The sequence below is a fragment of the Paenibacillus sp. J22FR83 genome (genome assembly GCF_059691955.1).
Genome location: NZ_JCAUAM010000024.1, coordinates 35,152 through 49,342, shown reverse-complemented (window position 1 = coordinate 49,342; position 14,191 = coordinate 35,152). Strand labels below are relative to the sequence as shown.

Genomic DNA, 14,191 nt, shown 5'->3' with positions numbered 1-14,191 from the left:
TCATGTATAAAGTATTGTTAGTTGATGATGAACGAATTATTCTGGATGGCATTTCACGTATGGTGGACTGGACTTCTTTACAAACAGAGCTTATGGGGACTGCACGAAATGGTGTTGAAGCCTTTGAATGTATACAGCGACAGATGCCTGACATAATTATAAGCGATATTCGTATGCCCGGGATGGATGGGCTAGAGCTTGTGGCCCGAGTGCATGAGGCTTATCCACAGATTCGCTTCGTGCTGCTATCAGGTTTTGGCGAATTTGATTATGCGAGCCGTGCGATGCAATATGGTGTGAAACATTATTTACTCAAGCCGACGAATGAAGGGAAGATTGGGGAAGCGCTTAAGGAGATCGTGGCTGACCTTGAACAAGAAACGAGTAAGGAATCATTCGTTCGGAAGATGAAGGCGGAGCTTGAGAAAGTAATGCCGCATGTAAAGGAACAATTCCTCAAGGAGTTTGTGACGAATAAGACGTATGGCCAAGTGGATTGGGATTATTTCCGAAGCTTGTTTAAGCTTGATTTTGATTACCAAATTCGACTGCTTTTGTTCCAGTTGGAAGAAGGGTTTGAGTTTGAGCATCTGTTTGCCATCAAGAATATTGCCCAAGAAATATTAGTTAGTCCGCTGCTAAGTACGACAATAGGCAATCATGTTTTAATTTTGCTGGAAGAATCCGATGAAATTGATCAGCTCCATGAGCGCATTTATCATATACGAGACACTTTCCAAAGTTATTATAAAAGAGATGCAACCATCGCGTTAAGTGAACCGAGCCATATTACTGGAGCTAGAACATTGTATAGACAATGCTTGCATCTGCTTAATTATCGCTTTTATTTGGGAGAGGGCAGTCTCATTACCCGGAAAGACACCGAAGTCTCTCAAGAAGCTTCGCCCAAGGAGCTTGTTTGGGATGAGGAACGACTCAATATGTCAGTGAGGTCAGGACATCGTGAGGAAGCGGAAGCGGCTTTACTTGCTTTTATCGGGGACTTGAAAGAAGCTCAGCTAGATATTGATGCAACGAAATCCTATGTCATTCAGCAATTTGTATCTCTTGTCCGACAATGCGCGCCAGACGAGATGAATCACTATTTCACTCAAATTCCCTTGATTGTGGAGATGAATACGCTTCAGATGATTCAAACGTTTATGGAGAATGTCGTTATTACCATGACGGAACGATTCTATGGACTTAACAAAGTGAAACATAGTGCGATTGTTCAAAAAGTAATTGACGTTATTAATTCCCAGCTAGGCAACTCAGAGCTGAGCTTGAATTGGGTTGCGCATGATATGTTGTATATGAATGCAGACTATCTTGGAAAGCTATTTAAGAAAGAAACGGGAGAGAAGTTCTCTAATTATGTGATGAAAACGAGAATTAACCGTGCCACTGAAATGATTGCTGAGGATGCCGATGTCAAAATATTTGAACTCGCTGAACGACTTGGTTTCGGAGACAATCCTCAATATTTTAGTCAAGTGTTTAAGAAATATCGAGGTTCAACCCCATCAGAATACATGAAATCGACGGACACCTCTGCATTTTAAACAAATAGGTCTGTATTTTGGATTAACGTTTGCTCCTTCCAGCGGCATAATACAAGTAGAAAGAAAACGATTACAACTTTGGGGAGGAAATAACAGATGAAAAAAGTCATGTTTACGGTTATATCAGCTGCATTACTACTTGCAGGTTGTGGGACAAGCGGTTCTAGCGGATCTACAAGCGCACCAAGTACAGGCGCTAGCCCAGCAGCAAGTTCAGCACCTACAACAAGCAGCAAAGGGGATCCAGTTACACTGCGCGTAGCTTGGTGGGGCGGACAAGCACGTCATGACTATACATTGAAAGTCATTGAGCTGTATCAACAGAAGCATCCGAATGTGAAAATCGAATCCGAATATGCAGCATTCGACGACTACTGGAAGAAGCTTGCACCACAGGCTGCTGCTAACGGATTACCAGACGTTTTCCAAATGGACGTTTCCTACGTTACGCAATATGGTACTAGAGGGCAATTGGAAGATTTGACACCATTTACAACAAGCGGTGTACTGAATGTGAAAGATGTTGCTGAAAATAGCCTCTCTGGCGGTAAAATCGACGGTAAACTGGTTGCAATGAACGCAGGCTCCAATGCTTTAGGTGCTACCATTGATCCGCAAATGTTGAAAGATAATGGCATTACACTTAAGGATGACTGGACATTCGGTGATCTAGATGCCGTGGGCGCATCGCTGAAAGCCAAAGGCAAGTTGCTTGCTGGTGATCTTCGTCACGATGTGTACTTCCCGTTCTATCTGAGAAGCGTTGGTCAAAAGCTATATGCAGCTGATGGCGCTAGTCTTGGCTATTCCGATGATAAAGCGTTTGTTGACTACTACACGATGTACAAAAAATGGTATGATTCCGGTTACTTACTGCCGCTAGATAAGTTAGCACAGAAAAAAGGAACAGCGGAAGACGATGAAATGGTACTTGGCAACGCGGCTACAACATTTGCTTGGTCCAACCAATTTATTGGATTCAACACAGCTGCGAAGCGTTCGCTAGATATCATGAAAACGCCAAGCTGGGGTCAAAATAAAGCACTCTTCTTGAAACCAAGTATGTTCTGGTCTGTGTCCAAAAGCTCCAAGAACAAAGAAGAAGCAGCAAAATTCGTTGATTTCTTGATCAATGATATCGATGCGAACAAAATCATCATGGGTGAGCGCGGTGTACCTGTTTCCTCCAAAGTGAAAGAAGCTTTGATGCCGCTATTGACGCCTGAACAAAAGAAAGTATTCGAGTACGTTGCATGGGCTGAGAAAAATGCTTCCCCAATGGATCCACCAAACCCAATTGGCTCTGTTGAAGTAGAGAAATTGCTTAAAGACACAGCAGAACAAATCATGTACAAAAAGTTGACAGTCGAAGAAGGCGCCGCGAAATTCCGTAAGGACGCAAATGCAATCTTGGCTAAAAATAAAAAATAAGCTTGTGCTGAAAGCCTCCGCATCTCTATATGTGCGGAGGCTTTTCATTGTTCAGGTGGGATCGGTGAAGAGCCGGATCCGTCGGGATCGACAGCTTTAGTGATGTTTTTCATCACTAAAGCGTAGGAGAGGAGTCCGATCCGCCGGGATTGTCAGCTTTAGTGATGTTTTTCATCACTAAAGCGCAGGAGAAGAGCCGGATCCGTCGGGATCGACAGCTTTAGTGATGTTTTTCATCACTAAAGCATAGGTGAAGAGCCGGATCCGTCGAGATCGTCAGCTTTAGTGATGTTTTTCATCACTAATGGCAGGTGAAGAGTAGAATCCGTGGGGATCGTCAGCTTTAGCTCTCAATTAACACCCGAGCCTGCCGTACCCCACGATAGAAATGAACATCTAATCGAAGAATGTAACCGTTATTATCAGTCTGTTATTTATACAAACAGAACGGTTTTTTGCCTTCTGGCAGCTCTTCGATTCTTTTATAATGAAGATACAAAAGAGAGGAAGCGAGGCTTCCACTTCAAAAATCGACGTTAGGGGTTGATCACCAATGAACAAGCTGCGCTATAACGATAACCTGGTGGGGTACATATTTGCTTCCCCTTTCATTCTGGGGTTTCTCATCTTCACACTGTATCCGATTTTTTCTTCACTCTTCTATTCATTTACGGATTACAACCTGTTTGATGCACCTAGTTTTATCGGTTTCGACAACTATGAAAAAATGTTTACCGCGGACGACAAGTATTGGAAATCCGTCAGTGTAACTTTCACGTACGTGTTCGCCAGTGTGCCACTAAGACTTGCATTTGCTTTAATGGTGGCAGTTCTGTTGAATAAAGCGGTCTCTGGTATCGGTGTTTATCGCTCCTCGTTTTACTTGCCTTCCTTGATCGGGGGCAGCGTGGCCGTATCCATCATGTGGACGCAAGTGTTCGGAGATAAAGGTTTGATTAACTCCGCATTGGGTGCAATCGGCATTCACACAGATACATCTTGGATTGGTAATCCGTCGACAGCACTATGGACGCTGATTGCCCTGTCCGTCTGGCAGTTCGGTTCTTCTATGCTAATCTTTCTTGCTGGTCTCAAAAACATTCCAGCTTCCTATTATGAAGCGGCTAGCGTAGATGGCGCGAATAAAATTCGCCAGTTCTTCAAAATCACACTTCCACTACTTAGCCCAATTATCCTGTTCAATCTGATCATGCAAACCATCTCTGCCTTCATGACTTTTACACCAGCTTATATTATCTCGCGCGGTGAAGGTGGGCCACTGGACAATACCTTATTGTATTCTTTGTACTTATACCGCAGAGCATTCCAATTCTACGAAATGGGTTATGCTTCCGCGATGGCATGGGTCATGCTAATTCTTGTTGGTATCATTGCACTCGTTATTTTCCAAACATCGAAATACTGGGTTTACTATGAAAACAAAGGAGAGAAATAATATGGCACATTCGAATCCTTATAAACGCTTTAGCTATCATCTCCTTCTAGTTCTAGGCTCGCTTATCATGATGTATCCCATCATTTGGCTGCTTGCAAGCTCGCTGAAGCCTAATAGTGAAATCTTTTCAACCGCTTACAGCTTGATTCCGAGCAAGATTGCTTGGGAGAACTTTCAAACAGGTTGGAAAGGCTTCGCAGGCAATTCTTTCGGTCGCTTCTTCATGAACTCGTTCTATATCGTAATCCTATCCACGATCGGTGCGGTAGCAAGTTCTGCGCTTGTTGCTTATGCTTTTGGGCGTATTCCATTTTTTGGCAGAAACTTCTGGTTCGGCTGTATGATGTTAACGATGATGCTGCCGCATGATGTGACTATCATTCCACAATACGTATTGTTTGCAAAATTAGAATGGATTGGCTCCTTTAAGCCGATCATCGTTCCGCAGTTTTTCGCTATTCCATTCTTTATCTTCCTGATTATGCAGTTCATTCGCACGATTCCTATTGAGCTAGATGAAGCTGCCAAAATGGACGGCTGCTCTAAATACAGTATCTTTTTCCGGATTTTGGTTCCACTTATCGTGCCAGCGCTTATCACATCAACGATTTTCTCTTTCTACTGGCGTTGGGAAGATTTCATTAACCCGCTCTTATATTTAAATAAACCGAGCATGTACCCTGTGTCCCTGGCGTTGAAATTATTCTTGGATGGAGAGTCTGTGAACAACTGGGGCGGCATGTTCGCTATGGCATCCGCGTCACTTGTACCGATTGTAGTCGTATTCTTCATTTTCCAACGGTACATTGTTGATGGGATTAGCACGAGCGGCTTGAAAGGATAGAGGATCGAGAATGAGAGGAGAGCTTATAGACATGCCGAAATTAGTATTTGAGGAAAATGATATCAGAGCAGCCATTGACCGTGTGGTAGATCGCACGTTTCGAATGGACTTCGGATGGGATTGGCCAGGTGGTGTTGCTTTCTATGGGGTATGCGAAGCTTATGAGGCAACTGGAAATGAATCCTATCTTACAAGACTGAAGGCTTGGGTAGACGAAAATATGGAGGACGGCTTGCCGAAACTTTCGGTCAATGCGGTTTCTATCGGTCACTCCCTTCTGACTCTCTATGAGGTGACCCAAGAAGAGAAATACTTAGACACGGTAAAGGAAATGGCTGATTTCCTTGCGACACAAGCGGAACGGTTTGGAGATGACATTCTCCAGCATACGGTTAATTCGGAGACGTATAACTTTCCAGAACAAGCTTGGGTAGATACGATGTTTATGGCGGGTTACTTCCTGCTTCGTGTTGGGAAATTACTAAATAAAGATGATTATTTCGAGCTAGGCTTGAAACAGTATCATGGGCATGAGAACGTCTTGCAGGATGCGAAAACGAACCTGTACTATCATGGCTGGGACAATATCGCGCAAAATAATATGTCCGCTATGTTCTGGGCACGCGGGAACTCCTGGGCGGCCCTTACGATGGCACGTGCACTTCATCTCGTTGAAGTAACGCATCCTTCGTTCATGATCATTGATGGATCGCTGCGTGATCAACTAAGTGCACTTGTCCGATTGCAGGATGATTCAGGTTTGTGGCACACCATTCTGGATGATGCCTCAGCGCCGCTGGAAACTTCCGGATCAGCTGGAATTGCCACAGCTTTGTTAACGCGAGGCCGACTGTATAACAAATACACGCAGAAATCGATCGACGGTATCTTGGCACGCATTACCGAGGAAGGCACAGTGACTGGCGTCTCCGCGGGTACGGCTGTCATGAAAAACGCCGAAGGTTACAAAGGCGTTCCGGACAAACGCATTCAAGGATGGGGACAAGGGTTAACCTTGACGTTCCTTGCTGAGGTGCTGAACTCGAAGAAGGATAACTTCGGAAACGGGTGCTAATCGGCCATAGCCCGACCGACCAACATGACCCGACTTATCACACCTTAGCCCGATCGGCATAGGTTAGATGGAAAAAATAAAGTTATTTTCAAGTATTTCTGGTGAAAAGTAAATATAAATGGAAAACCTCCAGTTAAAATCGGTCATTCTCTGCGAAACGCACAGAAATGGCTTAATTAACTGGAGGTTTTCCTGTTATTTCATAAAATTGGAAATAAAACAAAGAAAAAGATGGAGGCTTTCCATCTATTTCGCATATTTCACATATGTCATATGTTAGCTGATTTGTCTCATGATCCTAACCAACAACTTCTACTTCTTACGCCCATACTGCTTCCCTATGTCGACCATCTGTCGATACAACTTGCGATTAGACATGTTCTTCAGCGGGTAGAACTGTGGCCTCGTATTCACTTCAAGTATCCAGGGAACCCCTTGGGAATCAATTGCGACATCGAGACCCAGTTCTCGGAATCCTCGTTTGTGATTGTCAAATGCATTTCCAACCGCCACGCCTAATTGCTTTAGTTGCACTTCACGCTCTTGAATGTCAGCAGCGCCGTAGCCTGCTCCGCGCATCGTAGGCTTGAAATAGCCAATAGTTCCGCCCTGATTATAGTTCGTAGCTACTTTTCCTTGTCTTCCGATTTTGGCAAAGATGCCTGTGCTGACCCATTCACCTTGATTGTTTTTCTGCACCATCACGCGAATATCGAAGGGTCTGCCATTGGTTTTGGCAAGCTTAATCCCTTTCTGGAGTAAATAGGAGCGCTTGCCCGCATGTTTGGACAAGTTGCCGTGCAGTATCTTCCTAGTGGAATAGAAGTGTTTCGTTCGATTCAATTGGGTTTGGAAGCCTTCCGGCTGCCTTTTAATACGTATAATATTTGAACCTCCAGAACCATCTGTCGGCTTGAAGAAGACCGTCTTATAGTCATTTAGCATCGTATGCAAATTGGTTTTCGTAAAAAGCAATGTTCGAGGGACATAGTGACGCAACTGAGGTTGCTCAAGCAGCCACTTTGTTTTACGCCATTTGCTTTTGATTGAACTGCTTTTATACGTGGGCATAGGAAGTACACCTCTTTTTAGACATCGTATGTGAGGTGTACGCTGCTTGTCAGTGCTTATACCCAGTTGAGGAATCCAATTTGCATGGCTGCTATAGTGGCTTAGTTTAGGTAACTTTAACTAGTCAGCAGTGAATTGAATCACTTTATGTTCATAACGGCCAAGTGTGAGCTGCCCTTCAGGATAGACAGTTCCCGTGATCGGATCTACACCCTCACGCGGAAGTGTCACACGGCCGCCTGCGCCATCCATGTTAACCACGACCCATACCTCGCAGCCATCGCCATGTCGCGGTGCAACAATGGTACCTGCCGTTACGTCAGTCCGCAGTTGCACTCCTGCATCATCCGCATACCGCAGGATCAGCTTATTCAACAATTGCTCGCCAGCATCCCCAGTCGGCATGGAGCCGAGCATAACGATCTTCCCTTTGCCATAAGCTCGCTCGGTAAGGAAAGCCAGTCCCGGTGTGATCCCCGATGCAATGGTTCCAAGGGCATTGGCGTCCTTCGGCTCGAAGACGGAGCTCCATAGCGAGAGCGGAGCAGCAACCTCAAAGGCGTTGCCGATCGAACCGCTGCCGTCCATAGGGAATGTGTAGACTGTTTCTACACCTGCGAGGTGCTCCAAGTCTCCCAGTGCCGCATGCGTATGCATCGTATGCTCTTCGGTGCGACCGCCAGACAGAGGACCAACGACCCATACGCCGCCTTCTGCGACGAAAGCAGCAGCACGTTTCATCAAATCCTCTGAGATATGAGGGAGGAATGGCGTAAACAGCAGCTTGTACCCTTCCAGTTCAGCACCTTCTGGAATGAGATCCCGGTGGATGCCTAGATGGAGAATCCGCTCATAGAAACTGGTCACAAGACCGCGATGATTCAGATTCTGATGCGGTTCCGTTTTCAGAAACGCTTTGGCGCGATCCGAATAGGTCATGGCAACTTCAGCCTGAGTCGGGCGAGTTGCTAATATGGTAGCTTCAATCTCTTGTCTAGCTTGCTCGACTTCCAACACATTCGGGAAACCAATTGTAGGTTTACCCCATGAACTGATAACCGAGCCATGCGGCTGTTCGCAGCCAGCCCGTTGCTGCCGCCATAGCCAATAACAGAAAGCTTCTGCCCCCAAGGCATAAGCGGCTACTGCTTCGGCTTTGAGATAGCCGTTGGGATGCGGCTTGGCGTAGCTTGCCAGTGAAGCTGCATGGGAGGGACTTGTTTCCATGATCCAGTAATCGCGGCCGCGCTTAAAGTTCCGCCACAGATCATTATTCAATAGGTAGTTCGCTGGATGATCGTAAGTCGCGTACGTATCGAATGAAGCAAAATCCAACTCGCGGAATAAACGCTCATTATCGACGCTGAAGGCGACGCTGCTATTATGCGTGATCGGCGCGGCGGAGAATTGGCGGATAATGGCTGCCTGTTCGTCTGAGAACTGAGCGATTTTCTCCATAGAAAATAGTTGATACATCGTACTAAGGGATGAATTGTGCAAGAACGGCACAGGACCAGGCTGCGGAACTTGCTCGAAGCTGTGATAATTTTCGCTCCAAATGTGGGCGCCCCATGCATCATTCAGCTCTTCAATGGTTCCGTAGCGTTCTTCTAACCAGGAATGCCACTGCGTGAGGCAGGTTCCGCACATACATTCCGAGACATGGGCTTTGAATTCGTTGTCGATCTGCCAACCGATCAGGCCAGGTAAACGTCCGATAGCTCTTGCAATGTGCTCCGTGATGATGGCTGCTTTTTCGCGGAAATAAGGATGATTCGTACAAGCATGCTGACGCGATCCATGGCCCATCACTTCAAGCTTTTCATTCACATACATGCGTTCTGGATGGCCATGTGTGAACCAAATGGGCGGTGTAGGTGTCGGCGTACACATGACGGTTTCTATCCCATTTTCATACAAGAGGTTAACCATTCGTACAAAAAATCCAAGATCAATATTTCCCTCTGTTGGCTCCATATTCGACCAGGCGAATTCGCCGATTCGCACGACATTCATGCCTGCTTGCTTCATCAGAACGATATCTTGTTCAATGACGGATTGATCCCAAAGCTCAGGATACCAAGCCGCTCCATGATATAACTTTTTAGCCATTATCATCATCCATCCTTTATCAGAAAGTTAGTTTCTACTATAAGTGCTATTTTACTCCGGGGCAATAACACATTCTTGATGGGTAAATATGGAACTTTTTACTGTTTTGCTCGGTTTGCACTTTCTTGATGCAACGAGAATTTATCGGTTTGGAAGGGCTTACAAAAATGTCTGATAGGCGGTAAATCACAGGGGATGCATAATAAGGCTACAAACGCTCACAAGGCGATCATGACATGGAGGTGAAGAGGATGAAACAGGGAACTGTTCCTAACAACAGAGAGCTGATTCAAGTGAGCGAGGCACAAGGGCTTCGCAGGTCACAGGTATGGGCCAGATTGCGCAAAGATAAATGGATCTACGCATTGTTAGCGCCAGGCTTATTGTATTTCATTATTTTTAAATATGTGCCCATGTGGGGTGTGTTGCTCGCCTTTAAGAATTATCAGCCTTTTCTAGGCTTTTGGAAGAGTGACTGGGTTGGCTTGGAGCATTTTCGTGTATTTTTTCAAAATCCAGAGTTTTTCATGCTCCTTCGCAATACATTGCTGCTTTCATTATATAATTTGGTGTTTTACTTCCCGGCACCGATTGTGCTTGCCCTTCTATTAAATGAAGTCAGGGTCAATATGTACAAACGAACGATTCAAACGTTAATTTATGTACCGCATTTCATATCTTTAGTCATTGTGGCCTCCTTAACGTATGTCTTCTTAACGACGCAAGGAGGGTTGGTTAACGAGCTTCTGGAGAAATATGCGGGTCATAAAATTGACTTCTTAGCTAGTCCCGAATGGTTTCGGCCGATGATCATTATACAAACGATGTGGAAGGAATGCGGGTTTGGCACAATTATCTTCCTTGCTGCGCTTGCTGGGGTCGATGTGGAACAATATGAAGCTTCCATTGTGGATGGCGCTAACCGCTTCCGACAGCTGTGGCACATTACACTGCCATCGATTCGCAGCACAATCGTGATTCTGCTCATTTTGCGGATGGGGGATGTGTTGGATAACGGTTTTGAACAAATTTTCCTGATGCTGAATCCATTGAACAGGGAAGTTGCGGAAGTATTTGATACCTATGTCTACATGATGGGGATCACGCAAGGCGCGTTTAGTTATAGTACAGCAGTTGGTTTGTTTAAAGCGGTCATTGGCGTCATTCTGGTACTCGGCGCGAACTGGACAGCGAAACGGTTCGGACAATCCGGCATTTATTAGTGGGAGTAAAGGAGGAGAGGGGCTTGGCCAAGCAATATAAGAGTGTTCCCGGAACCATCTTCGATGTAAGCAACTACGTGGTTCTAGGAATCATTGGTATCGTAGCTATTCTGCCATTTCTCTATGTCATAGCAGGTTCATTTGCTTCGGATGCAGAGCTGACCAAACGTGCGGTCTTCTTGATACCTGAGCAATTCACCTTAGCGTCGTATCGGTTTATTTTCTCGACAAGTACCATTGTGAAAAGTATCGGCGTATCGCTCTATGTGATGGTTGTAGGTACCTTCGTGAACTTGTTCTTCACCGTTACGATGGCTTATGCCCTATCGAAACGGAGTTTAATGGGACGGAATACGGTACTCAACCTGATTATTTTCTCCATGTTGTTCGGAGGCGGGTTAATTCCGACCTTCCTGGTTGTACGTGAGTTGCACATGTTGGATACCTACTGGGCATTGATGATTCCTGGCGCAATTAGCGCGTTTAACTTGATTATTGTCAAAAACTTCTTCCAAGAGATCCCTCCCGAATTAGAAGAAGCAGCGAAGATTGATGGCTGTACGGAGATTGGTCTTCTGTGGCGGATCGTGCTGCCCTTGTCCATGCCTGTATTGGCAACGTTCACGTTATTTTATGCCGTGGGTCATTGGAACAACTTTTTCTCTGCATTACTGTATATCAACGATCCTGCCAAGTGGCCGCTGCAGGTCATGCTCAGACAGATTGTTTTACTCTCACAAGCTGCAGCTGGAGATATCAATTCCATGGATCCGAATTTCGTGAAGCCGCCCGAGCAGTCGATCAAAATGGCTGTTATCGTTGTGGGCACCATTCCTATTTTGCTTGTCTATCCGTTCCTGCAAAAACATTTTGCTAAAGGGGTCTTGATCGGCTCGGTCAAGGGGTAACGGATTACGATAGAGGCAAGTCCAAACCTTAGAGGAGGCATGTTTAGATGAAGAAAAATACGAAAAAATGGGTTACTGTAGCAACCGTGGGTACAGCTGTCGTAACAACTATGGTTGGTTGCTCCAGTGATAAAGAGGGTTCCGCCACGCCAGCAACATCCGCCTCAACCACACAAGCAGCTACACAGACCAAGGCGCCAGAGAAGCTAGCCCCACTAGAGTTAAGCATCATGCTTCCGATTTTCAAAACAAATTTTCCGAAAGATGATGGCCCTGTTACGACTGAAATTGAGAAGAAGACGAACACAAATATTCATTTGGAGTGGGTACCTAACGCTTCCTACACAGATAAATTCAATATTACATTGGCTTCTGGCAAGCTGCCGCAAATCATTTATGTTGGTGATGTGAAAAACCCAAGCTTCGTTAACGCGGCTAAGTCAGGCGCATTCTGGGAAATTGGGAAATATCTGAAGGATTATCCGAACTTAAGCAAAGCCAACCAAGTCATTATGAACAACTCATCTATTGATGGGAAAAACTACGGTATTTATCGTGGGCGTGCACTAGGCCGAAATGGGATTAGTTATCGGAAAGACTGGCTCGAAGCAGTCGGCATGCAGCAACCTAAAACGATTGATGATTTCTACGCGATGTTGAAAGCGTTCAAGGAAAAAGATCCAGATAAGAACGGAAAAGATGACACGTATGGCATGGTTTTGGTCAAATGGACAGGGCAATGGGCAAGCGGGTTTGATACGATGAAACTATGGTTCGGAGCACCGAACAAATGGGGTGTTGTGGATGGTAAGCTCGTCCCCGAGCATCAAACGGCCGAATATATGGAAGCGCTTAAATTCATGAAGAAGCTATATGATGAGAAGCTGATTAATCAAGATTTCGCTGTCTTTGATTCCGCCAAGTGGAACGATCCTGTGGTTAATAATCAAGCAGGAGTTATTGTTGACGTAACAGATACAGCTACACGGATTGATGATCGCATTCATGCCGCACTAGCGAAGGATGGCAAAGATAATCCGAACATTCACTATGTAGATAATATGATTGGCGTCACTGGCAAAAATGGTTTGAAAGCCTTACCTACTTCCGGTTTTGCAGGCATCCTGGCGATTTCGAAGTCCAGCGTGAAAACGGAGGAAGAACTGAAGCGAGTTCTAACATTCTTGGATCAAATGAACGAGCCGGATCTTCAAACTTTAGCCGGTTATGGGATTGAAGGTAAGCACTACACCAGAGATGGTGAAGCGCTTGTGCCAAGCAAGGATACAGCTATTCTCGAGTCTGAAGTGGAAGGCTTGAACCAAATGCTACCGTTCATTCCGGAAGATCGCGGCTTGAAAGTGAAGCAAACGCCGCTTCGTCTGCAAACAACGAAGATTCAAAAAGAAGCAGAAGCGTTCATTGTGGCTAATCCTGTGGAGCCGTTCATCTCCTCCGTTTATTCGCAAAAAGGTCAACAGCTGGATAACATCATCAATGATGCGCGTATTAAATTCATCGTCGGTCAAAGTGACGAAGCGGCTCTAAAAGCTGCATTTGAAACGTGGAAGAAATCTGGCGGCGATGATTTGGTGAAGGAAATGAACGATTTGTATGCGGCTGCGAAGAAATAAGGTAAATGGAGAGCACCCGTGAGGGTGCTCTTTCTTTAGGGCTCAACACAGTTGTTTTCTATTATTTACTATCTACGCCATCATAATTATCTCTCCAGCGAAGCATTCGCTCCTCGAGCTTGCGGACAAGGGAATCTGTAAGTTTACCCACTAGAGCAAATATGACAATTCCGACGAATACAACATCTGTTTGGGCAAATTGTCTCGCATCCGAGATCATGTAGCCTACGCCTGAATTGGCTCCCATCAATTCAGCGACAATAAGACTTAACCACGCCATACCTATCGAAAGTCGAACACCAAGTAGAATGTTGGGCATTGCGGAAGGCAATATCAGTTTAGTAATCTGCTTGAATCGACTGAACTCGAGCACACGAGAAACCTCGAACAACTTAGAATCAATTCCTCGTATACCTAGGAAGGTGTTCAGATAGATAGGGAAAAAGGCACCTTTTGCAATTAACAGTACTTTAGAAAATTCGCCGAATCCGAACCAAAGAATGAATAAAGGCATGATAGCCAAGTGAGGAACAGTTCTAATCATTTGGAGAGTAGGATCCAAGGTGTATTCCGTTTTTCGAAAGAAACCCACAAGCAAGCCTGATATCAGACCGAGTCCTCCACCGATGAGAAAACCGATAACGGCCCGATAGATACTAACAGAAAGGTTATCAATCAAAATACCATCTCTCGTTAAGCTAATGAAGGCTTTGAAAATGTTGATGGGTGTTGGGAGCAATTGAGGTGCAACCCAGTGCAGCGATCCGACCAATTGCCAAACCGCTAAAAGGATAGCAGGCAAAATGATTCCATACACATATTTTTTATAATTCTCGCGAGTTTTCATTGAAAGTCCTCTTTACTGGTAGTCT

11 protein-coding genes are annotated in these 14,191 nt (G+C 45.2%); 8 read left to right on the top strand and 3 right to left on the bottom strand.

Features of this window, described 5'->3' with window-relative positions; translation table 11 throughout:
• Window positions 1-2: 2 nt before the first annotated feature.
• From AC58PV_RS30995 to AC58PV_RS30975, 5 genes are all read left to right on the top strand, one after another.
• Entirely contained in the window at window positions 3-1,565 is a 1,563-nt protein-coding gene (locus AC58PV_RS30995) for a response regulator transcription factor (protein WP_497436755.1), read from the top strand.
• Window positions 1,566-1,661: 96 nt separating this feature from the next.
• Window positions 1,662-2,996 carry an ABC transporter substrate-binding protein gene (locus AC58PV_RS30990; RefSeq protein ID WP_497436753.1) on the top strand — a complete coding sequence of 445 codons (1,335 nt, stop codon included), beginning with the start codon at window positions 1,662-1,664 and terminating at the stop codon, window positions 2,994-2,996.
• Window positions 2,997-3,549: 553 nt separating this feature from the next.
• Window positions 3,550-4,452 (top strand): carbohydrate ABC transporter permease, encoded by a 903-nt coding sequence (locus AC58PV_RS30985; protein ID WP_497436752.1) that lies wholly within the window; start codon window positions 3,550-3,552, stop codon window positions 4,450-4,452.
• Window positions 4,453-4,519: 67 nt separating this feature from the next.
• Window positions 4,520-5,296: a carbohydrate ABC transporter permease gene (locus AC58PV_RS30980; protein ID WP_497436814.1), complete on the top strand. Its 777-nt coding sequence runs from the start codon at window positions 4,520-4,522 to the stop codon at window positions 5,294-5,296.
• Between the two features lie 31 nt (window positions 5,297-5,327).
• Window positions 5,328-6,371: a glycoside hydrolase family 88/105 protein gene (locus tag AC58PV_RS30975; protein ID WP_497436751.1), complete on the top strand. Its 1,044-nt coding sequence runs from the start codon at window positions 5,328-5,330 to the stop codon at window positions 6,369-6,371.
• Window positions 6,372-6,683: 312 nt separating this feature from the next.
• On the opposite strand, the gene AC58PV_RS30970 is transcribed toward AC58PV_RS30975, so the two are convergent.
• Together AC58PV_RS30970 and AC58PV_RS30965 are read right to left on the bottom strand one after the other, a co-directional pair.
• Window positions 6,684-7,442, bottom strand: coding sequence for a YheC/YheD family protein (locus tag AC58PV_RS30970; protein WP_497436750.1), 759 nt, complete (start codon window positions 7,440-7,442; stop codon window positions 6,684-6,686).
• A gap of 120 nt (window positions 7,443-7,562) precedes the next feature.
• Entirely contained in the window at window positions 7,563-9,554 is a 1,992-nt protein-coding gene (locus tag AC58PV_RS30965; RefSeq protein ID WP_497436748.1) for a beta-galactosidase, read from the bottom strand.
• A gap of 251 nt (window positions 9,555-9,805) precedes the next feature.
• Between AC58PV_RS30965 and AC58PV_RS30960 the strand changes: the two genes are divergently transcribed.
• From AC58PV_RS30960 to AC58PV_RS30950, 3 genes are read left to right on the top strand one after another with little or no spacing between them, the layout of a single operon-like run.
• On the top strand, window positions 9,806-10,777 hold the full coding sequence (locus AC58PV_RS30960) for an ABC transporter permease (RefSeq protein ID WP_497436747.1): 972 nt from the start codon (window positions 9,806-9,808) through the stop codon (window positions 10,775-10,777).
• Between the two features lie 23 nt (window positions 10,778-10,800).
• Window positions 10,801-11,685, top strand: a complete 885-nt coding sequence (locus tag AC58PV_RS30955; protein WP_497436746.1) for a carbohydrate ABC transporter permease — start codon at window positions 10,801-10,803, stop codon at window positions 11,683-11,685.
• Between the two features lie 47 nt (window positions 11,686-11,732).
• Window positions 11,733-13,319, top strand: a complete 1,587-nt coding sequence (locus AC58PV_RS30950; RefSeq protein ID WP_497436745.1) for an extracellular solute-binding protein — start codon at window positions 11,733-11,735, stop codon at window positions 13,317-13,319.
• A 61-nt stretch (window positions 13,320-13,380) separates the two neighbouring features.
• On the opposite strand, the gene AC58PV_RS30945 is transcribed toward AC58PV_RS30950, so the two are convergent.
• Window positions 13,381-14,166, bottom strand: coding sequence for an ABC transporter permease (locus AC58PV_RS30945; protein WP_497436743.1), 786 nt, complete (start codon window positions 14,164-14,166; stop codon window positions 13,381-13,383).
• Window positions 14,167-14,191: the final 25 nt, after the last annotated feature.

Bases quoted from the DNA above. Each gene is read 5' to 3' on its own strand.
- AC58PV_RS30970 (WP_497436750.1), bottom strand. From the start codon at position 7,442: ATGCCCACGTATAAAAGCAGTTCAATCAAAAGCAAATGGCGTAAAACA.
- AC58PV_RS30990 (WP_497436753.1), top strand. From the start codon at position 1,662: ATGAAAAAAGTCATGTTTACGGTTATATCAGCTGCATTACTACTTGCA.
- AC58PV_RS30960 (WP_497436747.1), top strand. From the start codon at position 9,806: ATGAAACAGGGAACTGTTCCTAACAACAGAGAGCTGATTCAAGTGAGC.
- AC58PV_RS30950 (WP_497436745.1), top strand. From the start codon at position 11,733: ATGAAGAAAAATACGAAAAAATGGGTTACTGTAGCAACCGTGGGTACA.
- AC58PV_RS30985 (WP_497436752.1), top strand. From the start codon at position 3,550: ATGAACAAGCTGCGCTATAACGATAACCTGGTGGGGTACATATTTGCT.
- AC58PV_RS30975 (WP_497436751.1), top strand. From the start codon at position 5,328: ATGCCGAAATTAGTATTTGAGGAAAATGATATCAGAGCAGCCATTGAC.
- AC58PV_RS30945 (WP_497436743.1), bottom strand. From the start codon at position 14,166: ATGAAAACTCGCGAGAATTATAAAAAATATGTGTATGGAATCATTTTG.
- AC58PV_RS30980 (WP_497436814.1), top strand. From the start codon at position 4,520: ATGATGTATCCCATCATTTGGCTGCTTGCAAGCTCGCTGAAGCCTAAT.
- AC58PV_RS30965 (WP_497436748.1), bottom strand. From the start codon at position 9,554: ATGGCTAAAAAGTTATATCATGGAGCGGCTTGGTATCCTGAGCTTTGG.
- AC58PV_RS30995 (WP_497436755.1), top strand. From the start codon at position 3: ATGTATAAAGTATTGTTAGTTGATGATGAACGAATTATTCTGGATGGC.